The following is a 24,804-nucleotide window of genomic DNA, read 5'->3' as shown; positions in this document are numbered from 1 at the left end:
GACCGGTCACCCGGCTCGCGACCGCCCTGCGGTCAGCGCCAGTCCTCGTCGATCGACAGGACGCTGAAGATGTCGCGGCTCGGCTCGCGCCGGATGGGCGGCGCGCCGTCGAGCCAGCGCCGGACCGCCGCCTGGGCGATCGTCTCGTCGGTCGTGATGCCCGTCTCGCCGAAGTGGCCGTCGACCCAGGGCGTCCAGGACCAGAGCTGGACCAGGTCGTCACCGAGGTCCTCCATCATGAGGCGGTGGCTGTCGTCGGCGACGAGCATGGCGCCGACGAACCGGTCGAAGTTGTCGACCGTGACCAGGTCGACCAGGCCGGAGTCGATCTGCTCAGCCGCGGCGGTGCGCAGGATCTCCTTGGCGGATGGCATGGGCACTCCTTGGTTCTGGTAGGTGCGTGATACCGGTGGCGGGAGCGTCATACGGCGATCCCGCGGGAGACGTAGCCGTCGATGAAGGTGCGTTGCATCATCAGGAAGAGCACGACGACGGGCAGCGCCATGAGCAGCCCTGCCGCGCTGACCAGGGACCAGTCGGTGGTGAATCCCTGCTGGAACGAGTAGAGGGACAGCGCGACCGGCTGGAGGTCGCGGTCCTGGATGAACGTCACGGCGAGCATGAACTCGTTGTAGGCCTGCAGCCCCGCCACGAGAGCCGCGGTCAGCACCGCGGGCCGGATCGTCGGCAGCACGATGCGGGCGAAGACGCCCACCTCCCCGGCGCCGTCCAGCCGCGCCGCCTCCTCGTACTCGCGGGGCATGCCCACGAGGAACGCCCGCACCAGGAGGGTGGCGAACGGGCTGTACACGGCCCAGTAGATGATGATCAGGCCGATGGGCTGGTTGTAGAGCCCCAGCATGGACCACCAGCTCACCAGGGGGACCAGGAAGAGCTGGATGGGCAGCGACGAGGACACCAGCAGCCAGAGGATCCAGGCCCCGCCGCCGGGCAGGTCCAGCCGGGTCATCGCGTAGGCCGCGGTGGTGGCGATGACCGCGACGCCGGCCGCGGTGGCGACCGCGATGACCAGGCTGTTCAGGAGCGCGCCGCCCATGTGCGCCTGCTCCCAGGCGACGGCGAAGTTGCTCCAGCTCCAGGTCTGCGGCGGTCCGAGCGGGTTGCTGTCGATCTCGCGCGAGGACTTGAGCGCGTTGGACGCCAGCACGAGCAGCGGGCCCAGCGCGTACACGCCGAGCAGGCCCAGGACGAGCCAGGTGACCGGCTGGGCAGGGCGCCGCCGGGCCGCCGGGACGCGGCCGTCGAGGGTGGGAGCGGTGTGCACTAGATGTCCCATCGCAGTCGTCGGCGCAGGGCGAGGTAGCCCAGCACGGTCGCGGCACTGATGACCGACAGCAGCATGGCGACGGCGGAGGCGTACCCGTGGCGCTGGTTCTCGAACGCCTCGCGGTACAGCACCGTGCTGAGCACGTCCGTCGACCCGGCGGGGCCGCCCTGGGTCAGGACGTAGACGTAGTCGAAGACCAGGAACGACCAGATGATCGTCATGAGGCCGAGGAAGACGAGGGTGGGGCGGATCATGGGCAGCGTGATGTGCCAGAACTCGCGCACCGGCCCGGCGCCGTCGAGCCGCACGGCCTCGTAGAGGGCCGGGTCCACGGACTGCATCGAGGCCAGGAAGATCACCAGCAGGAAGCCCCACCACTGCCAGGTGTTGACGAACGCGACCGAGCCGAGCGCGAGCGACGGGTTGCCCAGGAAGTTCACGTCGGCCAGCAGGTCGGAGACGAACGGGATGCCCAGCGTCGACAGGGCCGCACCGACGCCGCCGTCCGGGTCCAGGAGCTGGCGCCACACGGCCGCGGAGACCACCGTCGCCAGCACGTAGGGGATGAAGTACAGGACCCGGAAGAAGGCCTGGTTGCGCCGCAGCCGCGACAGCAGGAACGCGCCGACCAGGCCCATCGACATCGGGACCACGAGGAAGAAGAGGGTCCACAGGAGGTTGTGCACCAGCGCGTCACGGACGGCTCCGGAGCCGAGCATCTCGGCGTAGTTGGCCAGGCCCACGAACCCGGGGCTGCTCAGCCCGTCCCAGTCGGTGAACGAGTAGTAGACCGACGCCAGCCCCGGTCCGGTGATGACCAGGAGGTTGACGATCAGCAGCGGTGCGACGAAAACCCAGGCCAGGAGCCGGCGCTGCCGCCTGGCCCCGAGCGGCCGGCCCCGGAGGGCCGGCCGCGCACCACGACGCACCGGGTCCGCCGCCAGCGCGGTCCCGGTGGTCGCGGTCCTGGGGGTCACCGGTCAGCCTCGGCTCTGGGGGGTGAAGGGCACGAGGGTGGTACCGGCGTCGAACTCCTGGTCGAAGACGTCCTGCATGCCGGCCAGGTACTCCTGGGCCGTGCTGTCCCCGGTCACCACCTTGTCGAACTCGGTGATGAGGTAGGAGTCGGTCTTGGGCGGGAAGAAGGTCCAGGTGGCGTAGCCGACGTTCGTCGACTCGGGGATCTGGCTGTAGAGGTCCACGGTCCGCTCGTCGACCTCGTCGGGGAACTGGTCGGCGGTCATCGCCAGCGGTGGCGGGTTCTCGCCCGTGCGTGCCGTGTACTCCAGCGCCCGGTCGACGTCGCCCGCCACGTAGTCGAGGAAGGCGGCCGCGGCGTCGGGGTCGGCCGCGTCGGCGCTGACCGAGAGCTGCGTGCCGATCGCCAGCGGGAACACGCCCGGCTCGACGTCGTCGCTCAGCGACGGCAGCGGAGCCCAGGCCCACTGCGACGGGTCCTCGAACACCTCGGTCAGCGAGTTGAACGACCACGTGCCGCTCAGGTACATGGCGGTGGTGCCGTTGGCCAGCCCGGTCACGTTCGCCGTGTCGTCGGTCGTGAAGTAGGACTCCGCGCCGCCGGCGAGCCAGCCCTTGTCGATCCACTCCTGGATCAGCTCGATCGCCGCGACGAACTCCGGGTCGGTGAACGAGGCCTCACCGGTGAGCACGTCGTGGATCTTCTCGGGGCCGACGGCGGCGTTGAGGACGGCCGTGACCAGCCACTCGCTCATGCCCTGGTAGCCGGCGTTGCCGCCGCCGAGCGGCACCATCCCCGCCTCGTCGGCCTCCTGCGCGATCTGCTCGAACTCGGCCAGGGTGGTCGGCGGGGTCCAGCCGTGCTCCTCGAACACGGCCGCGTTGTAGTACAGCACCATGGAGCCGTAGCTGGCCGGGACCGACGTCACCGCGTCGTCGACCGTGCTGAGCTCGTACGCCCAGGGCAGGAACGCGTCCTGCCAGCCGTACTCCTGGGCGTACTCGTCGAGGTCGATGGTCCGGTCCGCCCGGGCGAAGTCCGAGGCGGCCGACGGGCCGTCCGCGTAGACGATGTCGGGCGCCTCGCCGGCCGCCACGGCGGTGTCGGTGAGCTTGCCGAGGGTGGTCAGCTCCTTGACCTCCATGTCGACCTGGGCGTTGCCCTCGGCGTTGAACCCGTCGACGAAGATCTCCTGGAAGGCCTCCTCCGTGCTGGGCGCGTAGAACGCGCCCCAGTAGGAGACCGTTCCGCCGGCGGCGTCACCGCCGCCGCTCACGCAGCCGGCCAGGGCGACCGAGACCGCGGCGGCGAGGCCGACGGGAACCAGTGCGTGCTTCGTGATTCTCACAGTGATGTTCTCTCTCGCGAGGAGGGATGGTGCCGGGCGGGAGGTGCGGGGCGTCAGGTCGAGTCGCGGACGACGAGGCGGTTGGACAGGGCCACGGCGCGCGTCACGTCCGTGACGTCGCCGTCGAGCCGCTCCAGCAGCAGGCGCGCGCAGGCGCGCCCGATCTCCCGGGCGGGGTTCTCGATCGTGGTCAGGGGCGGGTCGACCAGGGACGCCGCCTCGATGTCGTCGTACCCGGTCAGGGCGAGGTCCTTGGGGACCCGGAGCTTCATGGAGCGGGCCACGTCCAGGACCCCGAGCGCGATCAGGTCGTTGGCCGCCACGATCGCGTCCGGGCGGTCCGCGCGGTCTGTGCGGTCAAGGAGCGCCGTGGCGCCGTCGCGGCCGCCCTGGCGCGTGTAACGGGTGCACACCACGTCGGCGCCCAGCACCGGGAAGCCGGCCGCGCGCAGCGCCTCCTGGTATCCCTGGAGGCGCTGCCGGGTCGGGGTCACGCCCTCGTCACCGCCGAGGAAGGCGATCCGGGTGCGGCCCCGGGAGATGAGGTGCTCGGTGACCTTGCGGGCGCCCTCGACGTCGTCGGTGTGCACGTAGTCGCCGCCGCCCGGAGGGGCCTGGCCGAGGGTGACGAACGGGATGCCGGCGTCGTGCACCTCGGCCAGGCCGGCCGAGGGCAGGCCGAACGGCGCGGCGACCATCGCGTCCACGCGGCGGGTCAGGAGCCGGTGGATGGTCGTGGCCGAGCGGTCCAGGCCGCTGGCGTCGGTGATGGTCAGCAGGAGGTCGCGGGGCACGAGCACGTCCTGCATGCCGGCCGCGACCAGGGGGTAGAACGGGTTCTCCAGGGTCGGCACGATCAGCGCGACCGTCCCGGTGCGCCCGCCGCGCAGCTGCGCGGCGCCGGGGTGGGCGCGGTAGCCGAGGCGTGTGATCGCCGCCTCCACCCGGGCTCTCGTCGCCGCGGAGACCGGGCGGTTGCCGGTGACGACCTGCGAGACCGTGGACATGCTGACGCCCGCGGCCTCCGCCACCTCACGTATCCCGACCATGCCCGCTCCTCGCCCGCCTCTCGTTCTCCCGAGAACGCAAAAGGTTTTGGAGTAGCATGCTCCAGGTTCACCCTGTGAGGCAAGACACAAGCGCAAAAAGATGCGCAAACATAGCGATGCCACGCATGCTCTGCGTGCTGGTTCCACGCAAAACGTTACGTTTCCAGGCGTCGCAGCCGGGGAGCGGGAGCCGAAAGACGGAGGAGCATGAACGACGATCGTGCGCGCGGAGCGCTGCTCGGCCTGGCGATCGGCGACGCGATGGGCGCGCCGACCGAGGGCATGACCCTCACCGCGATCCGCGAGCGGTGGGGACGGGTGCGCGGCTTCGTCGACCCCGAGGCCGCCGGGACCGACGACACGGAGTACGCCGTGCTGTGCGCCCGCGGCGTGCTGCGGGCGGGGGCCGGGCTGACCTCCCGGGACGTGGCCGACACCTGGTTGGAGGCCCTGCGCGAGCAGCGCACCGGGTTCAACCGGGCGGGCTTCAGCGAGATGATCGCCCTCGCCAACCTCCACGCGGGCATGGAGCCGCCCGCCAGCGGTCAGCGCAACGCCGAGACCTGGAGCGACGGCGCCGCCATGCGGGTCGCCCCGATCGGTGTCTTCGCCGCGGGCGATCCCGCGCTCGCCGCACGCATGGCGCGGGCCGACGCCGAGGTCAGCCACTCGCGCGACGGCGTCTACTGCGCGCAGGCGATCGCCGCGGGAGTCGCCGTGGCGATGGTCGCGGACAGCGTGGACCCCGTGCTGGACGCCATGCTCGCCGCGCTGCCCGCCGACTCCTGGTCGGCCCGCACGGCCCGCCGCGCCCTGGACATCGCCGGGCGCGCCGGCACGCCGGAGCAGGCCGAGGAAGACCTGTTCGAGGCGATCCCGCTGCGGCACTACATGTGGGCCGACGTCGCGCCCGAGGCCGTCGCGCTGTGCATCGGCCTGCTGCGGGCCACTGACGGCACGCCGGCCGTCATCGAGTCCGGCGTCAACATCGGCCGCGACTCCGACACCATCGCCGCGATGGCCGGCGCGGTGGCCGGCGCCCTGCACGGGGCGAGCGCGTTCGACCCCGGGCACGTCGCCCAGGTGCGGACCGTGACCGGCCAGTGCATCCAGGCCACGGCCGGCACCGACCTCGTCGACCTCGCGGACGCGCTCGTCGCCCGCGCGACCACGGAGGAGCGAGCATGACCGACCGCCTCGACCGCGCCGTCGGCGCCGTGCACGGCCTCGCGCTGGGCGACGCCCTCGGCGCGCCTGCCGGCGAGCACCGCACCGTCCGCGACCCCTGGGTGCGGCAGATGCTGCGCAAGGGCGCCCTCGAGCTCGACGAGTCCCGCGTGCTGCGTCCCGTGGTGCCGTTCGTGCTCTCCGCGATCGGGGCGCCCGCGCTCGTGGCCACCGACGACGCCGAGACGTTCGCGGTGGCCGCCCGGGTGCTCCTGGAGGCGCCCGGCCGGGACGTGGACAGCCTCTTCGACACGTGGCGCGGCCTGCTCGACACGCCGGACACGTGGACGTCCGCCGCGCAGCGCTCGGCCCTGATCAACGCCGCCACCGGGCTGCGTCCGCCGCACACCGGCTCCGACAACCCGGCCTTCTACGACGACAGCGCCCTGCCCGGCGCGCTGGCCGTGGCGATCGCGGCGGCCGACCCCGCCGCCGCGGCGGAGCTCGCGCGCACCTACGCCACCATCACCCACGACGGCACGGGCGTGCACGCCGCCGCCGCGTACGCCCGGATCCTCGGGCACCTGCTCGACGGGGCGCCGCTGCGCACCGCCCTGGAGGCCGGCGCCGAGGACGTCGCGGCCGACGGCTGGCTGGCCGACGGCGTGCGCGACGCGCTGCGGATCGCCGACGAGGCGCGTTCGCCGTTCGCGGCCGTACCCGTCCTGGTGGCCCGGTTCGCGCCGCGCACCTACAGCCACCCCGGCACGGTCGCGGAGACGCTGCCGCTGGCCCTGGCCGTCACCGCGCTCGCCGCGGGCGACCACGAGACGGCGCTGCCGCTGGCCCTGTCGGTCACGCGGCACCAGGACAGCCTGCCCGCCTTGGTCGGCGCGCTGTGCGGGGCCGCGGGCAGCGCACCGGCCGCGGACGACGTCGACGTGCTGCAGGGGGTCACCGTGCCCGCCGTCGCCGGGCGTTCCCTGGCGGAGCTGGCGGAGGCCCTGGTCGCGAGCCGGGCGTAGCGGGGCGGGGCCCGCGTGGCGAGCGCGTCGCCACCCGGGCCCCGCCGCTCAGCGGGCGGCCGTCCCGTGCGCGTGCACCACCAGCACGGGGCAGGGCGCGGCCCGGAGCACGGCGTCCGGCACGCTGCGCAGCACGCGGCCCAGGAAGGGCTGGTGCCGCCGGCCGCCGACGACCACGAGGTCGTCGGGTGCCATGTCGTGGAGCAGCGCGTCCACGACGTCCCCGCGCCGGACGACGATCGAGCACGAGACCCGCGGGTACTTCTGCGACCAGGTGTCCACCCGGTCGGCCAGGTCGGCCTGCGCGGCCTCGTGCCACGAGGCCGCCACGGGGTCCAGGTCGAGCAGCGCCGAGCCGAGCGGGTCGGTGCCTGTCACGTGCAGCACCTCGAGCGGGCAGCCGCGGGCGTCGGCCTCGGCGAACGCGGTGCCCAGGACGTCCGGCTCGTCGTCGCGCGCCACGCCCACGCGGATCCGCCGCGGGGTGTCCGACGTCGCGCCGGCGGGCACCACGGCGACCACGCCGGGCGCCGTCGCCGCCAGCGCGGAGGACGTGGAACCCAGCAGCACCCGGTCGAACGTACCGAGCCCGCGGCGTCCCACCACGACGAGGTCGCAGGTCTCGGACCGCTCGCTCAGCACACCGGCGGCGTTGCCGGGCAGGACGACCAGCTCGACGTCCCGGTCGCCGGGGCGGTGGTCGCCGAGCCGCGCACGGGCGGTCTCGGCGGCCTGGTGGGCCTCGTCGCGGATCTCGCCGATCAGGTCGCCGATCCCCGGGTCGGGCGTGATCGGCAGGGAGTAGGTGGCCACGACGGTCAGCCGGGCGGCGTGCAGGTCGGCGGCGCGGGCCGCCCAGTCCAGGGCCGTCAGGCTCTCCTTCGACCCGTCCACCCCGACGACGACACCCCGGTACCAGGTGGTGCTCATGATCGTCCTCCTTCGCTCCTCACCAGGACACCAGCGCGCCGGTGCCGCTCGGCAGAGCCGCGCGACCCGGGACGGCGGGACGAAGGTCCTCCGTGCACGCCCGCACCCCTGACGCGCCGGAGCGTGCCAGGGGTGCCGGGGATACCGCGCCTCACGGCTGCCGGTGGTGCTCCTGCTCGAGCTGGGTAGCGAGGACGGCGGCCTGCGCCCGCCGTTCCAGGCCCAGCTTGGCGAAGATGCTGGAGACGTAGTTCTTGATCGTCTTCTCGGCGAGGAAGAGCTCGGCACCGATCTGCCGGTTGGTCAGCCCGTGCCCGATCAGGGTCAGGATGCGCCGCTCCTGCTCGGTCAGGCCGGCGAGCGGGTCCGGCTCGTGCCGGGCGTCCGTGCGGATCCGCTCCATGACCTGCGCCGCGGCGCGCGGGTCCAGCGTGGACCCGCCCGCGGCGACCGTGCGGATCGCGTCCACCAGCTCGGTACCGCGCACCTGCTTGAGCACGTACCCGGCCGCGCCGGCGAGGATCGCGTCGTAGAGCGCCTCGTCGTCGGAGAACGACGTGAGCATGAGGCAGGCCAGCGACGGCATCCGCGCCCGCAGCTCGCGGCACACGGTGACGCCGTCGCCGTCGGGCAGCCGCACGTCCAGGACCACGACGTCGGGGTCGAGCGCGGGGACGCGGGCGAGCGCCTCGCGGGCGGTCCCGGCCTCGCCGACCACGGTCAGCCCCGGCTCGGCCTCCAGGAGGTCGGCCACGCCGCGGCGCACCACCTCGTGGTCGTCGACGAGGAACACCCGAACGTCCATGCGTCCCACCGTAGCCGTGGTGCCCGTCCGGGTCACGACCGGGACGGGCACCACGGGGTGCGACGTCATCGCAGGGCGGGGAATCGCTTGACCAGCGACCGCTCGGACCACCAGCGGCCGAGGCCCGCGGTGTCGCCGGCCAGGAACGCGGCCAGCCCGATGAGCAGCACCGCGTCGAGCAGGTGGTAGTCCACGAAGGGGTTGACGTCGATCGGCAGCGACGCCATCCACATCAGCAGCATGAGCACCGCGCCGGTGCCGGCGGCGATCCGCATGCCGATGCCGAGGGCGAGAGCCAGGCCGATGCCCAGCAGCCCCAGCATGAACAGCCAGTCGACGACCGGGTTGCCGGCCATCGGGTTGAAGAAGCCGGCGAACGTCCCCTCGATGCTGCCGAGGAAGCCCTCGGTGGGGGAGCCGCCGTTGATCCAGGCCCGGTCGGTCGGGGTCGACAGGCCCCAACCGAAGAGCTTGTCGCCGAAAGCCCAGAGGAACTCGAACGCGAGCAGCAGCCGGACGCCCGCGAAGGCGTACCGGGCGACCGACTCGCCGGTGACGTGCGTGGCGGCGGCCCGCTCGCGTGCGACCGGTCCGTGCGCCGACGATGCGGGATGGCTGATGGAGCTCATGACATCCTCCTGGAGGGTGCGCCGGACCTGTTCCGGCGTCCTGGCACCACGATCCCGCCGCGGCGAGCCCGCGCGGCAGGGCCCCCTGCCCCCGGCGTGCGGGACCTTGGTCCCGAGGTGGTGATGCCCTCTGACCTGGGGTGGGGCCCTGCCCGCGGCGTGCGGGGTGCCGGGTCAGCCCGCCGGGGCGGCCGGCGCCGGGCCGGCCGGGACGGGCTCCTCGAACACCAGCAGCGTGTGGGTGTTCAGGATGCCGTCCATGCCCTGGATCTGGTCGAGGATCAGGTGCCGCAGGTCGGCGTTGTCGCGGGCGCGCACGAGCAGGATGAGGTCGAACTCGCCGCCGACCAGTCCGATGTGCTCGATGCCGCGCAGGGCCCGCAGCCCCTCGCGGACCGAGCGCCACTCGGCCTGCTTGAGGTTGACCGTCACGTACGCCGAGGTGCCCAGCCCGGACAGCACGGGGTCGATGTCCGCGCGGTACCCGCGGATCACCCCGGTGGTCTCCAGCCGCTGCACCCGGGCATAGGCGTTGGCGCGCGAGATGTGCAGGCGCTCGGCCAGCGCGCGCATCGACATACGGCCGTCCTGGCGCAGCTCGTCCACGATGCGCCGGTCGACGTCGTCGAGGCCCGTTGCCACTTGTCTCGTGGTCACGCTCCACGTCCTTCCTGTGCTGGACGTTTGGATCGCATTACCGGCTGGACGCCGGACACTCTCTCGGATCTCCGCCGTTGGTAGATTCCAGATAGAGGCTTGACCAGTATATCTACATGACGAGTGACGTAGATCGCATGCTGCCGTCGACGGTGCCGGTCATGCTCATCGGCCCGGACGGCCGGCCGACGTCGGCCGGGCCGCTGCCGCCCGCCGAGGACCTGCTGCGCGGGTACGCGAGCATGGTCACCGCCCGCCGCTTCAACGAGCAGGCCTCGGCGCTCGTGCGCCAGGGGCGGCTGGCCGTCTACCCCTCCTCCTTCGGGCAGGAGGCCTGCCAGGTCGCCGCGGCCCAGGTGCTCACCGACGTCGACTGGCTCTTCCCCACCTACCGGGACACCGCGGCCGTCGCCGTCCGCGGCGTCGACCCCGTCGAGGCGCTGGTGCTGCTCAAGGGGGACTGGCACTCGGGGTACGACCCGTACGAGCGCCGCGTCGCCCCGCTCACGACGCCCCTGGCCACCCAGCTCCCGCACGCCGTGGGCGTGGCGCACGCCGCGCGGCTGCGCGGGGAGCCGACGGTCGTCCTGGCGCTGTGCGGCGACGGCGCGACCAGCGAGGGCGACTTCCACGAGGCGCTGAACTTCGCCGCGGTGTTCCGCGCCCCGGTCGTCTTCCTGGTGCAGAACAACCGGTACGCGATCTCGGTGCCGCTGTCCCGGCAGACGGCCGCGCCGTCGCTCGCGCACAAGGGCGTGGGCTACGGCGTGCCGGGCGAGCAGGTGGACGGCAACGACCTGGCCGCCCTCCTGGACGTGTTGTCCGGTGCGGTCGCGCGGGCGCGCTCCGGCGGCGGCCCGCAGCTCGTCGAGGCGCACACCTACCGCATGCAGGCCCACACCAACGCCGACGACGCGACGCGCTACCGCAGCGACGACGAGGTCGCCCGCTGGGTGGCCAGGGACCCGCTCACGAGGCTGGAGACCTACCTGCGTGCCCAGGGCGTGCTGGACGACGGTCGCGCCGCCGGGATCGCCGCGGACGCCGAGGAGGTCGCCCGCCGCACGCGGGACGGGATCAACCAGGACGTCGAGCCCGACCCCGAGGACCTGTTCCGGCACGTCTACTCCCGGCCCACCCCGCAGCTCGTCGAGCAGCTCGCGATGGTCCGGGACGAGCTGGCGCGCGACGAGGCCGCCGGCACCCCGGACCGGCAGGAGGCAGCCCGATGACCACCACGACCGTGGCGCCCGGGACGCTCAGCACGGCGCAGGCGATCAACCGTGCCCTGCACGACGCCCTGGCCGAGGACCCGTCGGTGCTCGTGCTCGGCGAGGACGTCGGCCCGCTCGGCGGCGTCTTCCGCGTGACCGACGGGCTCACCGCCGCGTTCGGCGAGGACCGGTGCTTCGACACCCCGCTGGCCGAGGCGGGGATCGCGGGGTTCGCCGTCGGCCTCGCGATGAACGGCATGCGCCCCGTGATCGAGATGCAGTTCGACGCGTTCGCCTACCCGGCCTTCGAGCAGGTCGTCAGCCACATCGCGAAGATGCGGAACCGGACCCGGGGCCGGGTCGAGCTGCCGCTCGTGATGCGGGTCCCGTACGCGGGCGGCATCGGCGGCGTCGAGCACCACTGCGACTCCTCGGAGGCCTACTACGCGCACACGCCGGGGCTGCACGTGGTCGCGCCGTCGACCCCGGGCGACGCCTACGCCCTGCTGCGCGAGGCGATCGCCTCGCCCGACCCGGTGGTCTTCCTCGAACCGAAGAAGCTCTACTGGACCAAGGGCGAGGTGGGCGGGGAGCAGGTGCCGGGCATCGGCACGGCGGTGGTGCGGCGCGCAGGCACGGACGCCACGCTCATCGCCTACGGACCCTCGGTACCCGTCGCGCTCGCGGCCGCCGAGGCGGCCGCGCGGGACGGCCGCAGCCTCCAGGTCGTCGACCTGCGCTCCCTCGTGCCGTACGACGACGCGACCGTGTGCGCCGCCGTGGAGTCGACCGGGCGTGCGGTCGTCGTCGCCGAGGCCGCCGGGTTCGCCGGGTTCGCCGCCGAGGTGGCCGCCCGGGTGAGCGAGCGCTGCTTCCACTCGCTGGCCGCGCCGGTGCGCCGCGTCACCGGTCTGGACATCCCGTTCCCGCCGCCGAGGCTGGAGCACCTCCAGCTCCCGTCGGTCGACCGGGTCCTGGACGCCGTGGACGACCTCCAGTGGGAGGACGCATGACCACCGCCGCGACGGAGCAGACGTTCCTCCTGCCCGACCTCGGCGAGGGCCTGACCGAGGCGTCGGTGGTGCAGTGGCTCGTGGCCGAGGGCGACGACGTCGCCGTCGACCAGCCCGTGGCCGAGGTCGAGACCGCGAAGTCCGTGGTCGAGGTGCCCAGCCCGTACGCCGGCCGGGTGGGCCGGCTGTACGCCGCGGAGGGCGAGACCGTGGACGTGGGGCGGCCGCTGATCACGATCGTGGCGGGCGGCGGGTCCGGGGCCCGGGCAGGGGCGGTCGGCGAGCGGGAGGGGGAGGCGTACCGCGAGGAGGAGCGGGCCGGGTCCGGCAACGTGCTCATCGGGTACGGCACCTCGGCCCCCGCCGGGCCGGGGCGGCGGCGCCGTCCGCGTGGTGCTGCGCCGTCCGTCGCCGAGCGCCCCGTGAAGGTGATCTCGCCGATCGTCCGGCGCCTCGCCCGGGAGGCCGGCCTGGACCTGAGGAGCGTCCGGCCCACGGGGGCGGGCGGTGTGGTCACCCGGTCCGACGTGCGCACCGCGGTCGCCGGTGCGCATCCGGCGCCTGCCGTGGCCTCGGGTGTGGCCGCGGGCGCGACCACGGGCAGTGCGGTCGTGGTGGGTGCGGGTGTGGCCTCGGGTGTGGTCGGTGTCGGTGTCGGTGCGGGTGCGGATGTGGATGCGAGTGGGGGCACGGGTCTGGTCGGTGCGAGTGCGAGCGCGGGTGCGGGCACGCGTGGCGCGCGGCGGGTCCCGCTCAGCGGGTTCCAGAAGGCGGCGTCGGCGGTGCTGTCGCGCAGCCGGGCGGAGATCCCGGAGGCGACCGTCTGGGTCGACGTCGACGCCACCGAGCTCTGCGGGCTGCGCGAGGCTGCCCGCACGCCCGACGACCCGGGGCCGGGGCTGCTCGCCTACCTCGCGCGGTTCGTCGTCGCCGGGCTCCAGGAGTACCCCGTGCTCAACGCGCGGCTCGACGTCGAACGCGCCGAGCTGGTGGTCCCGGACACGGTCAACCTCGGTATCGCCGTCCAGAGTGAGCACGGGCTCGTGGCCCCGGCGGTGCTCGGTGCCGACCGGATGACGACCGCCGGGCTGGATGCGGCCGTCCGCGACCTGGTGGAACGTGCCCGCGCGGGGCGGGCGACGGCCGAGGAGCTGACGGCCGGCACGTTCACGCTGAACAACTACGGGAGTCTCGGCGTCGACGGCAGCGCGGCGATCATCAACCACCCCCAGGCGGCGATCCTCGGCTTCGGGCGGGTCATGGACCGGCCGTGGGTGGTCGACGGGCAGGTCGTGCCGCGCAAGATCACCCAGATGTCCTTCGTCTTCGACCACCGCGTGTGCGACGGCGCGACGGCGGCGGGCTTCATGCGATCCGTCGCCGGGGCGATCGAGAACCCGGTGCCGGCGATCGTGCGGCTCTGAGAGCGGGCCCGGCGGCGTCTCCGACGGTACGAGGGAGGTTGTCCACAGATCTTCTGGTGCCCGAGCGGATCGTACGAACGTTCCATAGGATGGCACGTGTAGGAAGGCGTACAGGCGGAACTGTGGGGTGGGGTGAGGGTCCATGGGGCAGGCGGCGAACGGCATGGCTTCTGGTGACCTGCCGCCGGTGCGGTCGATCGAGGAGGCGCTGACCCGGATCGAGGCGGTGGTGGATGACCTGGCCGAGCTGGTCGGCCCGGGCCACCTGGACGGGTGGAACGCTCCGGGGGTCGCCCGGCTGGTGGAGGCGCACGCCCGGATCCGTCGCGCGGCGGGCCGCCTGGACGGTGTGCGGTACACCCTGTTGCCGCGGATCGAGGACGAGGGGTCGTGGCGCTCAGGCGGGACGGCCCGGACGTTCACGTCCTGGTTGCGGGTGCGGGAGGGGGTCTCCGCGTCCACGGCGGGCAAGGACATGACGATGGCGCGCCGGCTGGCGACCGCGCTGCCCGCGACGCGCGAGCGGCTGGTCGCCGGGGCCCTGGGGGCCGACCATGCCCGGGTGATGGCCGAGGTCGCACCGACGAGCGAGTCCCGCACGGACGCGCTCGGCTGGCTGGTCGACACCCGGACCGGCCGGACCACGACACCCGAGCAGTTCGTGCAGACGGTGCCCGTGGACTTTCCTGACCCGGCCCAGGACCCGGACGGGACCCGGACCCGTGACCTGGTCACGGCGGTGCTGGAGCGCGCGGTCGCGGAGGGGACGCTGGTGACCGGCGAGGGGCTGGTGCTCCGGGAGGCAGCAGCGCTCAACGCTGACCAGTTCCGGGTCGTGGCGCGCCGGTTCGCCACGGTGACGGACCCGGATGCCGACGACGCCGATGACGACAAGGCGGCGCAGGGCGAGTTCCTGGACCTGTCCAAGACCTTCGGCGGGTACCACGTGGCGGGGTTCCTGACGGACGAGCACGGCCTGCTCGTCTCGACCGTGGTGAACGCGATGATCGGGGCGCCCGCCGCGGAGGACTCGCGTACGCCCTCGCAGCGGCGTGCGCAGGGGCTGGCGGACGCGGCTCGGCTCGTGCTGGACGCCGACCAGGCGTCGCCCGGGGCCGCGATCCCACCGCACCTGAACGTCACGGTCTCCTGGACCGAGCTGCTCACCCAGGTCGGCCGGACCCGTGACGGGCTGTGCCTGACCTGCGGGCAGGGCATCCCCGCGCGCGGAAGCCGAGCAGGCACGACGTCGACCGTGCCCGGGCTGCTGTCGGCGGGCGGTGCGGTGTTCGCCGAGACCGGCGGTCGTGCGCCACGGGCGCTGTTGCGGCGGCTGGCCTGCGACAGCGCGATCACCAGGATCGTGTTCGGGCCGGACGGGGCGGTGCTGGACGTCGGGCGTGCCCGGCGCACCGTGACCGGGCAGATGCGGCGCGCCGTCATCGCCAGGGACCGGCACTGCGTGTATCCGGGATGCGATCAACCGCCGTCGCGGTGCGAGGTCCACCATGCGGTGCGGCACTGGGCAGACGGCGGCGACACCGCCGTGGCCAACAGCGCGTTGCTGTGCTGGTTCCACCATCAGCTCGTCGACGCGCGCGGCATCACGATGCACTGGACGGGCAGACCCGCTGCGGATGCCGGAGCAGGAGGCCTGGTCGAGACCGGATGGGACTTCGTCGACGCCCGCGGGCACCACATCCGTCTGCCCGAGGCGTTCGAAGCCTTCCGACCACCGCGGGCCGACTCGACTGCCGACCCGCCGACCGCGGAAGCCGCGTGATCGACGGGTGACGGCGGGTCGGTCACGGAAGCCTGCTCGATGTGTCGCTGCTCGATGTGTCGCTGCGTGGTGTGTCGCTGCGTGGTGTGGTGTCGGGCGGTGCCTCGTCGTGCGGGCGCGGCCCGAGGCCGTCGAAGAGCACGCTGGAGACCGTGGCGGCGAGGGTGCTCGCGGGCAGCGGACCGTCGGGGCGGTACCAGTCGACGAGGGAGTTGACCGTGCCGAAGACGAGCCGGCTGATCACCTCGGGTTCGACGTCGGCGCGCAGGTCGCCCTCGGCGGCGGCCTGCCGGACGAGCGCGGCGAGGCGCTCGTCGATGTGCCGGCGCCGCGCGATCGCCGACCGCTCCAGGTCGCTGTTGCCCCGCACGCGCAGCAGCAGCGTCACGGCGGGCAGGTGGTCGGCGAGGATGCGGACGGCCGCCTCGACGGTGGCCCGCAGGCGCACGGAGCTGCGTTCGCCGTCGGTCGCGGTCGCCGCCGCCTCGACGGCGGCGGCGAGCTCCTCCAGCGCCTCGTCCAGGGCCGCCGCGAGGAGCGCCTCCTTGCTCGCGTAGTGGTGGTACACGGCCGACTTGGTGACGCCGAGCTCGGCGGCCAGGTCGCTGATCGAGGTGGCGTCGTACCCGCGCTGGTTGAAGAGCTCGATCGCCGTGCGCAGCACCGTCGCCCGGTCGTGGCCCGGGCGTCCTCGCGGGCGGCGGGCGGGGGCGTCCGTCGGCGTGGCGTCCGTCGTCATCGGGTCATCGTCCCAGACGGAGCGGATCGTCGGCCCGGCGGTCCCCGTCCCCGCCACGCCCACGTGGGGAGGTGCGGCGGGGACGGCCGGGCGAGCGGTCCGATCAGGCGCCGGTCGTGTTCTTGCCCGTCGTGTCCTGGGCGCTCTTCGCGACGAGCGTCAGCACGTCGTACGCCGCGACCTGCTCGCCGTCCTGGTTGGTCACGTCGGCCTCCCAGCGCACCTCGCCGTAGTCGGCCGACGTGCGGGGGGTGATCTGCTTGACCGTGAGGGCCACCCGGATGGTGTCGCCCACGTGCACCGGCGTGAGGAAGCGCAGGTTGTCGACGCCGAAGTTGGCCAGCACCGGCCCCGGGGCCGGGTCCACGAAGAGGCCCGCGGCCAGCGACACCACGAGGTAGCCGTGCGCCACGATGCCGCCGAAGAACGGGTTCGCGGCGGCGGCCGCAGGGTCGGTGTGCGCGTAGAAGGTGTCGCCCGTGAACTCCGCGAAGTGGTCGATGTCGTCCTGCGTGACCGTCCGGGTCGCCGTCTCGATCGTGTCGCCGACGCGCAGCTCGGCCAGCGACTTGCGGAACGGGTGCACGCTGCCGACCACCCGCCGGGAGCCGGTGGTCCAGCGTCCGGTGACTGCGGTGAGCATGTCGGGGGAGCCCTGCACGGCCGTGCGCTGCATGTGGTGCAGCACGCCGCGCACCCCGCCCAGCTCCTCGCCGCCGCCGGCGCGTCCGGGGCCGCCGTGCACGAGCATCGGCAGCGGGCTGCCGTGGCCGGTCGACTCGGCGGCGTCGTCCCGGTCGAGGAGCAGCAGCCGGCCGTGCCAGGGCGCGAGCCCGCGGGTCACCTCCCGGGCCACCTGCGGGTCGTGCGTGACCAGCGACGCCACCAGGCTGCCCCGGCCGCGCGCGGCGAGGGCCACCGCCTCGTCCACCGAGCCGTAGGTGAGCACCGTGGCCACCGGGCCGAAGGGCTCCACCTCGTGGGGCTCGGCCGCGCCCGGCCGGGCGCGCAGCAGGACGGGGGAGAGGAACGCGCCGCGCTCGGCGTCGGCGCCCACCACCTCGACGTGGTCGGGGTCGCCGTGCACGATGTCGGCGGAGGTGCGCAGCGCCTCGATCGCCTTGCGCACCTCCTCGCGCTGCCGGATGCTGGCCAGGGCGCCCATCCGGACGCCGTCGTCGGCCGGGTTGCCGACCGTGATCCGGGCCAGGCGGGCGCTGATCGCGCCGATCACGGCGTCCGCCATCGCCTCCGGGACCAGGACGCGCCGGATCGCCGTGCACTTCTGGCCCGCCTTGACGGTCATCTCGGTGACGACGCCCTTGACGAACAGGTCGAGCTCCGGGTCCTCCGGGTGCACGTCCGGCCCCAGGATCGAGCAGTTCAGCGAGTCCGCCTCGACACCGAGACGGACCCCGCGGTGCAGCACCGACGGGTGCGAACGCAGGATCTCGGCGGTGTGCGCCGAGCCGGTGAAGGCCACCGAGTCCTGCTCGCCGAGCTCGTCCAGCAGCGTGCCGGCGCTGCCGCAGACGAGCTGGAGGCTGCCCTCGGGCAGGATCCCGGAGGCGATGATCTGCCGCACCACCGCCGCGGTGAGGTACGCCGTCTGGCTGCCCGGCTTGACGATGCCGGGCAGGCCCGCGAGGAACGCGGGCGCGAGCTTCTCGAGCATGCCCCAGACGGGAAAGTTGAAGGCGTTGATCTGCACCGCGACCCCGGGTCGCGAGGTGTACAGGTGCTGGCCCACGAAGGTGCCGCCCTTGCCGAGGGGTTCGAGGGCGCCGTCCAGCACGACGGTGTCGTCCGGGAGCTCCCGCTTGCCCTTGCTCGCGTAGCTGAACAGGGTGCCGATGCCGCCGTCGATGTCGACCGCGGAGTCGCGCCGGGTGGCGCCCGTGCGCAGCGACAGGGCGTAGAACTCGTCCTTGGCCCCGCCCAGGTGCAGCGCGAGCTCCTTGAGCAGGGTCGCCCGCTCGTGGAACGTGAGCCGGGCGACGGCCGGGCCGCCCACCTCACGGGCGTGCGCGACCACGGCGGCGAAGTCGATCCCGCGGCTCGACACCCGCGTGATCTCCTTGCCGGTCACCGCGTCGAGGACGGGTTCGCCGTCGTCCGTGCCGGCCTGCCAGCGCCCCGCGACGTAGCTCTCCAGTGTGCTCACTCTGCGCTCCTTTGCGATCGGTGTGCCCAGGCCGTTGTGCAACCCCTCGTGGCTGTGCCAATCTATTACAGAACGTTCGGTCAGTAAATAGGTTCAGAAGCGCGTCCAGCAGACGGGCGACGTCGCCCACGGAGGTGGTCATGCCGGCAGACACCGAGCCCGATGCCCTGCCCGACGCCCTGCCCGACGCCCTGCCCGAGACCCTGCTCGAAGCGCGGTTCGAGGCCACGATCGCCCGCAAGGACCGCATCGAGCCACGCGACTGGATGCCCGAGGCCTACCGCAGGACCCTGGTGCGCCAGGTCGCGCAGCACGCCCACTCCGAGATCATCGGCATGCAGCCGGAGGGGGCCTGGATCGGCCGCGCGCCGTCGCTGCGGCGCAAGGCGATCCTGCTCGCCAAGGTCCAGGACGAGGCGGGCCACGGCCTCTACCTCTACTCGGCCGCGGAGACCCTCGGCGTCTCGCGCCAGGAGCTCACCGAGATGCTGATCAGCGGCCGGCAGAAGTACTCCTCGATCTTCAACTACCCCACGCTGTCGTACGCCGACACGGGCACCATCGGCTGGCTGGTCGACGGCGCCGCCATCTGCAACCAGGTGCCCCTGTGCCGCACCTCCTACGGGCCGTACGGCCGGGCCATGATCCGCATCTGCAAGGAGGAGTCCTTCCACCAGCGGCAGGGCTACGAGCTGCTGGCGACGATGATGCGCGGCACCGACGAGCAGCGGGCGATGGTCCAGGAGTCCGTGGACCGGTTCTGGTGGCCGTCGCTGATGATGTTCGGCCCGCCGGACGACGCGTCGCCCAACACGGCGCGCTCCATGGCCTGGGGGGTCAAGACGCACACCAACGACGAGCTGCGCCAGCGGTTCGTCGACATGACCGTGCCCCAGGCCGACGCGCTGGGCGTCACCCTGCCCGACCCGGAGCTCGCCTGGAACGAGGAGCGCGGGTCCTACGACTTCGGGCAGCCCGACTGGGACGAGCTCTGGGCCGTCGTCGCGGGGAACGGCCCCTGCAACGCGCAGCGCGTGGCGCACCGCGCGCAGGCCTGGGACGACGGCGCCTGGGTCCGCGAGGCGGCGCTCGCGTTCGCGCGCCGCGGGGACCACGGCGACCACGAGGGTGACGAGGAGGCGGCATGACCGGCCAGGTCAGCGGCGAGTGGCCGCTCTACGAGGTGTTCGTCCGCGGCAAGCGCGGCCTCAACCACGTGCACGTCGGGTCGCTGCACGCCCCCGACGACCAGATGGCCGTGCGGCACGCCCGTGACGTCTACACGCGGCGCAACGAGGGCGTCAGCATCTGGGTGGTCCGGTCGTCCGCGATCACGGCCTCCAGCCCGGACGAGAAGGACCCGCTCTTCGCGCCCAGCGGGGACAAGGTCTACCGGCACCCCACGTTCTACGACATCCCCGCCGACGTCCCGCACATGTAGGAGGCACCATGCCCGACGTCCGCACCCATGAGCCCGGCGAGCACGACAACGCCTACGCGGGCCTGCTCGTCAACGACGACCGCTGGGCCTTCGGGACCGACTTCGAGGACCCGCTGGCCGGCGTCGAGGCCACCGTGCCCGACGGCGTGGACCCCGCCGCGCTGGCGGCCTACTGCCTGATGCTCGGCGACGACGCGCTCGTGCTCTCCCAGCGGCTCGCCGAGTGGTGCAGCCGCGCCCCCGACCTGGAGGAGGACATCGCGCTGTCGAACATCGCCCTCGACCTGCTCGGTCAGGCGCGGCTGCTGCTCGCCCGGGCGGCCGCCGCCGACCCCGCGCAGGTGCCCGCCCTGCCGGACGGCTCACCCGTGCCCGACGAGGACCGGCTCGCCTTCTTCCGCGACGGCCTCCGGTTCCGCAACGTGCGCCTCGCGGAGGTGCCGAACGGCGACTTCGGCCATACCGTCGCCCGGATCCTGCTGTTCTCGGCCTGGCGGCTGGCCCTGTTCGAGGAGCTGTGCCGCAGCCGGGACGCCGTGCTCGCCGCCGTGGCCGCCAAGGGCGTCAAGGAGCTGACCTACCACCGCGACTTCGCCGCCCGCTGGTTCGTGACGCTGGCCCGCGGCACCGCCGAGTCCCGCCGCCGGCTGCTCGCCGGGCTCGACGCGCTCTGGCCGTACCGTGCCGAGCTGTTCGCGACGCACGACGTCGAGCGCACGGTCGCGCGGGCCGGCGTCGGCGTCGACCCGGCAGGCCTCACCGCGCACGTCGACGCGGTGCTCGGCCAGGTGCTGGCCGCCAGCGGCGTCGGCCGGCCCGACGTGCCCGCGCTCGCGGGCGTGCTCGGTCGGACGGGCCGCGACGGGCGGCACACCGAGGCGCTCAGCCGGATGCTCGCCGAGATGCAGTCGGTCGCCCGCGCGCACCCCGGAGGCCGGTGGTGACCGCCGCACCCGCGCGGCAGCGGCCGGCCGCCCCGCACCCGCCGGGGACCCCGCCGGTGGACCAGCCGGTGCACGGTCCGGCGCACAATCCGGCAGACCCCGGCGCGCTGACCCGCGCCCGCGTGGTCGCCGCCGCCGTCGTCGACCCGGAGCTGCCGATGCTCACCCTGCACGACCTCGGCGTCCTGCGGGACGTCGCGCTCGGCGACGACGGCGCCGTCGTCGCCGCGATCACCCCCACCTACTCGGGCTGCCCCGCCATGGCGACCATGCGTGACGACCTCCTGCACGAGCTGCACGCCGCGGGATTCGCCGACGCGCGGGTACGCGTCGTCCTCGAACCCGCCTGGACCACCGACTGGATCACCCCGGCCGGCCGGGCGGCCCTCGCGGACGCCGGGATCTCCCCGCCGGGCCGCGCACCCCGGCACGCCGGGCCGGTGCCGCTGCGCCTGGGCCCGCCGCGCCGCGCGGTGCGCTGCCCGCGCTGCGGGGCGGACGACGTCGAGGTCACCTCCGAGTTCGGCGCCACGGCGTGCCGGGCCCTGTACCGCTGCCGGTCGTGCCTGGAGCCGTTCGACCACGTGAAGGAGATCTGACGTGACCGCCACCCTGAGCCGCGCCGCCGCCGGGCGCACGGCCTTCCACACGCTCACCGTGCGCGATGTCGAACGGCTCACCGACGACGCGGCCGCGGTGACGTTCGACCTGCCCGCCGGCCTGCGGCACGTGTTCGACTTCGCGGCCGGCCAGTCCCTGACGCTGCGCCGGGTGGTCGACGGCGTCGAGCACCGCCGCACCTACTCGATCTGCGCGCCCGTCGGCAGCCCGCCGCGGATCGGCGTCCGCGAGGTGCCCGACGGGCTGTTCTCGGCCTGGCTCGTGCACGACGTGCGGCCCGGCGACCGGGTGGAGGTGCAGGCGCCGAGCGGCAGGTTCCGGGCCGACCCGGCCGCGGGCGGGCGGCACCTGTGCATCGCGGCGGGCTCGGGTATCACGCCGGTGCTCTCGATCGCGGCCACGCTGCTGCGCAACCCGGACGCCCGCGTGACCCTGCTCTACGGCAACCGCACGACCGCCTCGGTGATGTTCGCCGAGGAGCTGGCGGACCTCAAGGACGCCCACCACGACCGGCTCGACCTGGTCCACGTGCTGTCCCGGGAGCCGCGGGACGTCGACCTGTTCTCGGGCAGGCTCGACGCCGACCGGCTGCGTGCCCTGCTCACCCTCGTGGTGCCGGTCGGCGACGTGGACCACGTGTGGCTCTGCGGGCCGCTCGGCATGCAGGACGGGGCCCGGGCGGTGCTGGCCGAGCTCGGCGTCCCGGCCGACCGGGTGCACGTCGAGCTGTTCTGGGTCGACGAGCCGCCGCCGCAGCTACGGCACGCCGACCGCGTGGCCGACGGCGCCACGAGCCAGGTGACCGTGGTGCTCGACGGCCGGTCCACGACCAGCGCGATGCCGCGGGACACCCGGCTCCTCGACGCCGCGCAGGAGGTCCGTGCCGACCTGCCGTTCGCGTGCAAGGGCGGGGTCTGCGGCACCTGCCGGGCGCGCGTGCGCGAGGGCGAGGTGGACATGGTGCGCAACTACGCGCTGGAGAAGTCCGAGGTGGCCGCCGGGTTCGTGCTCACCTGCCAGTCGTTCCCGGTGAGCGACGAGGTCGTCGTGGACTTCGACGCATGAACGCGCCCCTGCTGGTCGAGGAGCACGACGACCGGGTGGTGCTGCGCCTGAACCGGCCCGAGGTCCGCAACGCCATCGACCGCGCCACGGTCGAGGCCCTGCACGCCGCCTGCGCCCTGCTGGAGGCCACGCCGCGGGTGGCGCTCGTGGTGGGCTCCGGCGGCACCTTCGCCGCGGGCGCCGACATCGCGGAGCTGCGCGAACGACGCCGGGAGGATGCCCTGGCGGGGATCAACTCCGGGGTCTTCGAGCGGGTCCGCCGGCTGCCGATGCCCGTGGTCGCCCTCGTCGACGGGTACGCCCTCGGCGGCGGCGCGGAGCTCGCCTACGCGTGCGACTTCCGGATCGGCACCCCGGCGACCAGGATCGGCAACCCCGAGCCGGGCCTCGGCATCCTCGCCGCCGCCGGGGCCGCCTGGCGGCTCGCGGAGCTCGTCGGGGAGCCGCTCGCCAAGGAGGTGCTGCTGGCGGGGCGCGTGCTCGACGCGCAGGAGGCCCTCGCCGTCCGGCTCCTCAACGAGGTGGTGGACGCCGACGACCTGGAACCGGCCGGGCACCGGCTCGCCGACCGGATCACCGCGCAGGCACCGCTCGCCGTGCGGCTGACCAAGTCCGTGCTGGACGCGCCCCGCGCCGCCCACCCCCTGATCGACGACATCGCCCAGGCGGTGCTGTTCGAGACCCAGGACAAGGCGGACCGGATGACGGCGTTCCTCGACCGGCGCAAGGGGCGGCCATGACCGGGGTCCCGGAGGGAGCGGCGCCGCAGTCGGCCTCGGTGGTGGCCGTCCCGGACGCCGTCGGCGTGTACGGCGGCGGGCGCATGGGCGGCGGCATCGCCCATGCGTTCGCGGTGGCGGGCGCCACCGTGACCGTCGTCGAGAGCGACGACGCCGCGGCGCGGTCGGCGCGCGAGCGCATCGAGCGGAGCCTCGCCCGGGCGGTCGCCGAGGGCGCGACGGTCGCGGGCGGGTTCGGCGTCGTGGTGGACGACGCCGCACTGGCCGGCTGCGCGCTGGTGGTCGAGGCCGTGCCCGAGGTGGCCGGCCTCAAGCGCGACGTGCTGGCGCGGGCGGCCGCGGCGGCCCCCGGCGCGGCCTTCGCCACCAACACGAGCTCGCTGTCGATCGACGCCCTGGCCGACGCTCTGCCGGACCCCTCCCGCCTGGTGGGCCTGCACTTCTTCAACCCCGTCCCGGTCAGCTCCCTGGTCGAGGTGGTGGTCGGACGGCGCACCGCGCCCGGCCTCGTCGCCCGCGCCCGGGACTGGGTCGCGGGCCTGGGCCGGACGGCGATCACCGTCCAGGACTCACCGGGCTTCGCGAGCAGCCGGCTCGGGGTGGCGCTCGCCCTGGAGGCGATGCGCATGCTGGAGGAGGGCGTGGCCGACGCCGCCGACATCGACACCGCGATGACCCTGGGCTACCGGCACCCGGTGGGTCCGCTGCGCACCACCGACCTCGTGGGGCTCGACGTGCGGCTGCACATCGCCGAGCACCTCGAACGCGAGCTGGGGCCCCGGTTCGCGGCGCCCCGGGTGCTCCGTGACAAGGTCGCCGCGGGGGAGCTGGGCCGCAAGACCGGGCAGGGGTTCTACCCGTGGTGACACCCGGCACCGATCGTGAAGGAGGAACGATGAGCGACGCTCCCGTCGTCGTCGACCGCGTGGACGCGGTGGCGACGATCACGCTGGACGACCCCGCGCACCGCAACGCCCTGACCGTCGCGGCCAAGGAGGCCCTGCGCGCCGCCGTCGCGGACGTCGCCGCCGACGACGCGGTGCGCGCCGTCGTGCTCGCCGGGACCACGCGGGCGTTCTGCCTGGGCCAGGACCTGGGCGAGCATGCCGCCGCCCTGGCGGGCGGGGCGGAGGCGGCCTTCTCCACGGTCCGCGAGCACTACTCGCCCGTCGTGCGCGACCTGCTGACCATGCCCAAGCCGGTGCTGGCCGCCGTGGCCGGAACCTGCGTGGGGGCCGGGCTGGGCCTCGCGCTCGCGTGCGACCACCGGGTCTTCGCGACCGGCGTGCGGCTGGCGACCGCGTTCACGGGGATCGGGCTGACCTTCGACACCGGCCTGTCGGTCACGCTGCCGCGCGCCGTCGGGGACGCCCGGGCCAAGGAGCTCGTCCTGTTCGGCCGCACGTTCACCGCCGAGGAGGCCGTCGCCTGGGGTATCGCCGGCGAGATCGTCGAGCCGGACGAGGTGCTGCCCCGGGCCACCGCGCTGGCCCGGCAGCTCGCCGAAGGACCGACCACGGCGTTCGCGCAGACCAAGCGCCTGCTCGCCCGGGCCCCGGGGCTGAGCCTGGACGACGCCCTCGCGGCCGAGGCGGCAGCCCAGACCCGGTGCGGCGCCACGTCCGACCACACGGGTGCGGTCGCATCGTTCCTGACCCGCGAGCCCCCCACCTTCACGGGCCGCTGACCCTCTCGCGGCGCCTGCCACCCTCCCGACCTGGCCGAACGTAGGGTTGGGCGGCCCATGGGCCCTCATCGACCGACGATCCCTACGTTCGC

Annotated in this window: 25 protein-coding genes; 14 read left to right on the top strand and 11 right to left on the bottom strand. The window is 74.0% G+C overall.

The genetic code is table 11. The features are described 5' to 3' along the window. Nucleotides 1-32: 32 nt before the first annotated feature. Genes ACIBBF_RS09700 through ACIBBF_RS09680 form a run of 5 tightly spaced genes read right to left on the bottom strand, consistent with a single transcriptional unit; the run spans nucleotide 33 to nucleotide 4,664 of the window. A complete protein-coding gene (locus ACIBBF_RS09700; protein WP_397412868.1) occupies nucleotides 33-374 on the bottom strand; it encodes a hypothetical protein in 342 nt (113 codons plus the stop codon). Between the two features lie 47 nt (nucleotides 375-421). Beyond that, on the bottom strand, nucleotides 422-1,285 hold the full coding sequence (locus tag ACIBBF_RS09695; RefSeq protein ID WP_397412867.1) for a carbohydrate ABC transporter permease: 864 nt from the start codon (nucleotides 1,283-1,285) through the stop codon (nucleotides 422-424). Continuing rightward, the gene (locus tag ACIBBF_RS09690) at nucleotides 1,285-2,265 is read right to left on the bottom strand and encodes a carbohydrate ABC transporter permease (RefSeq protein ID WP_397412866.1); all 981 of its coding nucleotides are present in this window, start codon (nucleotides 2,263-2,265) and stop codon (nucleotides 1,285-1,287) included. Before ACIBBF_RS09690 ends, ACIBBF_RS09695 begins: the two co-directional genes overlap by 1 nt. Nucleotides 2,266-2,268: 3 nt before the next feature. After that, the gene (locus tag ACIBBF_RS09685) at nucleotides 2,269-3,615 is read right to left on the bottom strand and encodes an ABC transporter substrate-binding protein (RefSeq protein ID WP_397412865.1); all 1,347 of its coding nucleotides are present in this window, start codon (nucleotides 3,613-3,615) and stop codon (nucleotides 2,269-2,271) included. A 53-nt stretch (nucleotides 3,616-3,668) separates the two neighbouring features. After that, on the bottom strand, nucleotides 3,669-4,664 hold the full coding sequence (locus ACIBBF_RS09680; RefSeq protein WP_397412864.1) for a LacI family DNA-binding transcriptional regulator: 996 nt from the start codon (nucleotides 4,662-4,664) through the stop codon (nucleotides 3,669-3,671). Between the two features lie 207 nt (nucleotides 4,665-4,871). Here ACIBBF_RS09680 and ACIBBF_RS09675 point away from each other — a divergent pair, with 207 nt between their 5' ends. Together ACIBBF_RS09675 and ACIBBF_RS09670 are read left to right on the top strand one after the other, a co-directional pair. Further along, the gene (locus tag ACIBBF_RS09675; protein ID WP_397412863.1) at nucleotides 4,872-5,852 is read left to right on the top strand and encodes an ADP-ribosylglycohydrolase family protein; all 981 of its coding nucleotides are present in this window, start codon (nucleotides 4,872-4,874) and stop codon (nucleotides 5,850-5,852) included. Next, nucleotides 5,849-6,856 (top strand): ADP-ribosylglycohydrolase family protein, encoded by a 1,008-nt coding sequence (locus tag ACIBBF_RS09670; protein ID WP_397412862.1) that lies wholly within the window; start codon nucleotides 5,849-5,851, stop codon nucleotides 6,854-6,856. The genes ACIBBF_RS09675 and ACIBBF_RS09670 overlap by 4 nt, the downstream gene beginning before the upstream one ends. Nucleotides 6,857-6,904: 48 nt before the next feature. On the opposite strand, the gene ACIBBF_RS09665 is transcribed toward ACIBBF_RS09670, so the two are convergent. The 4 genes from ACIBBF_RS09665 to ACIBBF_RS09650 form a co-directional block, all read right to left on the bottom strand. Further along, complete coding sequence (locus tag ACIBBF_RS09665) at nucleotides 6,905-7,786, bottom strand: universal stress protein (protein ID WP_397412861.1); 882 nt, start codon at nucleotides 7,784-7,786, stop codon at nucleotides 6,905-6,907. Between the two features lie 151 nt (nucleotides 7,787-7,937). Next, nucleotides 7,938-8,591: a response regulator gene (locus ACIBBF_RS09660; RefSeq protein WP_397412860.1), complete on the bottom strand. Its 654-nt coding sequence runs from the start codon at nucleotides 8,589-8,591 to the stop codon at nucleotides 7,938-7,940. 65 nt (nucleotides 8,592-8,656) lie between these two features. Next, complete coding sequence (locus ACIBBF_RS09655) at nucleotides 8,657-9,220, bottom strand: hypothetical protein (RefSeq protein WP_397412859.1); 564 nt, start codon at nucleotides 9,218-9,220, stop codon at nucleotides 8,657-8,659. Between the two features lie 174 nt (nucleotides 9,221-9,394). Beyond that, a complete protein-coding gene (locus tag ACIBBF_RS09650; RefSeq protein ID WP_397412858.1) occupies nucleotides 9,395-9,877 on the bottom strand; it encodes an Lrp/AsnC family transcriptional regulator in 483 nt (160 codons plus the stop codon). 116 nt (nucleotides 9,878-9,993) lie between these two features. Here ACIBBF_RS09650 and pdhA point away from each other — a divergent pair, with 116 nt between their 5' ends. The 4 genes from pdhA (at nucleotide 9,994) to ACIBBF_RS09630 (ending at nucleotide 15,311) form a co-directional block, all read left to right on the top strand. Further along, nucleotides 9,994-11,109 carry a pyruvate dehydrogenase (acetyl-transferring) E1 component subunit alpha gene (pdhA, locus tag ACIBBF_RS09645; protein ID WP_397412857.1) on the top strand — a complete coding sequence of 372 codons (1,116 nt, stop codon included), beginning with the start codon at nucleotides 9,994-9,996 and terminating at the stop codon, nucleotides 11,107-11,109. Beyond that, a complete protein-coding gene (locus ACIBBF_RS09640; protein ID WP_397412856.1) occupies nucleotides 11,106-12,104 on the top strand; it encodes an alpha-ketoacid dehydrogenase subunit beta in 999 nt (332 codons plus the stop codon). The genes pdhA and ACIBBF_RS09640 overlap by 4 nt, the downstream gene beginning before the upstream one ends. Further along, a complete protein-coding gene (locus ACIBBF_RS09635) occupies nucleotides 12,101-13,528 on the top strand; it encodes a dihydrolipoamide acetyltransferase family protein (protein WP_397412855.1) in 1,428 nt (475 codons plus the stop codon). Before ACIBBF_RS09640 ends, ACIBBF_RS09635 begins: the two co-directional genes overlap by 4 nt. Before the next feature lie 163 nt (nucleotides 13,529-13,691). Next, entirely contained in the window at nucleotides 13,692-15,311 is a 1,620-nt protein-coding gene (locus tag ACIBBF_RS09630; protein WP_397412854.1) for a DUF222 domain-containing protein, read from the top strand. Nucleotides 15,312-15,333: 22 nt separating this feature from the next. On the opposite strand, the gene ACIBBF_RS09625 is transcribed toward ACIBBF_RS09630, so the two are convergent. Together ACIBBF_RS09625 and paaZ are read right to left on the bottom strand one after the other, a co-directional pair. Beyond that, nucleotides 15,334-16,050 (bottom strand): TetR/AcrR family transcriptional regulator, encoded by a 717-nt coding sequence (locus tag ACIBBF_RS09625; RefSeq protein WP_397412853.1) that lies wholly within the window; start codon nucleotides 16,048-16,050, stop codon nucleotides 15,334-15,336. A gap of 103 nt (nucleotides 16,051-16,153) precedes the next feature. Next, on the bottom strand, nucleotides 16,154-18,214 hold the full coding sequence (gene paaZ, locus ACIBBF_RS09620; protein ID WP_397412852.1) for a phenylacetic acid degradation bifunctional protein PaaZ: 2,061 nt from the start codon (nucleotides 18,212-18,214) through the stop codon (nucleotides 16,154-16,156). 140 nt (nucleotides 18,215-18,354) lie between these two features. Here paaZ and paaA point away from each other — a divergent pair, with 140 nt between their 5' ends. The 8 genes from paaA to ACIBBF_RS09580 all read left to right on the top strand — a co-directional run bounded on the left by paaA (nucleotide 18,355) and on the right by ACIBBF_RS09580 (nucleotide 24,712). Next, complete coding sequence (gene paaA, locus ACIBBF_RS09615) at nucleotides 18,355-19,362, top strand: 1,2-phenylacetyl-CoA epoxidase subunit PaaA (protein ID WP_397412851.1); 1,008 nt, start codon at nucleotides 18,355-18,357, stop codon at nucleotides 19,360-19,362. After that, nucleotides 19,359-19,655 (top strand): 1,2-phenylacetyl-CoA epoxidase subunit PaaB, encoded by a 297-nt coding sequence (gene paaB / locus ACIBBF_RS09610; protein ID WP_397412850.1) that lies wholly within the window; start codon nucleotides 19,359-19,361, stop codon nucleotides 19,653-19,655. The genes paaA and paaB overlap by 4 nt, the downstream gene beginning before the upstream one ends. 8 nt (nucleotides 19,656-19,663) lie before the next feature. Continuing rightward, complete coding sequence (gene paaC / locus ACIBBF_RS09605; RefSeq protein WP_397412849.1) at nucleotides 19,664-20,599, top strand: 1,2-phenylacetyl-CoA epoxidase subunit PaaC; 936 nt, start codon at nucleotides 19,664-19,666, stop codon at nucleotides 20,597-20,599. Nucleotides 20,600-20,667: 68 nt separating this feature from the next. Continuing rightward, a complete protein-coding gene (paaD, locus tag ACIBBF_RS09600) occupies nucleotides 20,668-21,198 on the top strand; it encodes a 1,2-phenylacetyl-CoA epoxidase subunit PaaD (protein ID WP_397413055.1) in 531 nt (176 codons plus the stop codon). 1 nt (nucleotide 21,199) lies between these two features. Then, nucleotides 21,200-22,285: a 1,2-phenylacetyl-CoA epoxidase subunit PaaE gene (gene paaE, locus ACIBBF_RS09595; protein ID WP_397412848.1), complete on the top strand. Its 1,086-nt coding sequence runs from the start codon at nucleotides 21,200-21,202 to the stop codon at nucleotides 22,283-22,285. Then, nucleotides 22,282-23,025, top strand: a complete 744-nt coding sequence (locus ACIBBF_RS09590; protein ID WP_397412847.1) for an enoyl-CoA hydratase/isomerase family protein — start codon at nucleotides 22,282-22,284, stop codon at nucleotides 23,023-23,025. Before paaE ends, ACIBBF_RS09590 begins: the two co-directional genes overlap by 4 nt. Next, nucleotides 23,022-23,891, top strand: coding sequence for a 3-hydroxyacyl-CoA dehydrogenase family protein (locus ACIBBF_RS09585; RefSeq protein ID WP_397412846.1), 870 nt, complete (start codon nucleotides 23,022-23,024; stop codon nucleotides 23,889-23,891). Before ACIBBF_RS09590 ends, ACIBBF_RS09585 begins: the two co-directional genes overlap by 4 nt. A 29-nt stretch (nucleotides 23,892-23,920) precedes the next feature. Then, a complete protein-coding gene (locus tag ACIBBF_RS09580) occupies nucleotides 23,921-24,712 on the top strand; it encodes an enoyl-CoA hydratase/isomerase family protein (RefSeq protein ID WP_397412845.1) in 792 nt (263 codons plus the stop codon). Nucleotides 24,713-24,804 lie beyond the last annotated feature (92 nt).

It is taken from the genome of Promicromonospora sp. NPDC050880 (assembly GCF_044456525.1).
GTDB lineage: Bacteria > Actinomycetota > Actinomycetes > Actinomycetales > Cellulomonadaceae > Promicromonospora.
This window is presented reverse-complemented; position numbering and strand designations above follow the sequence as displayed.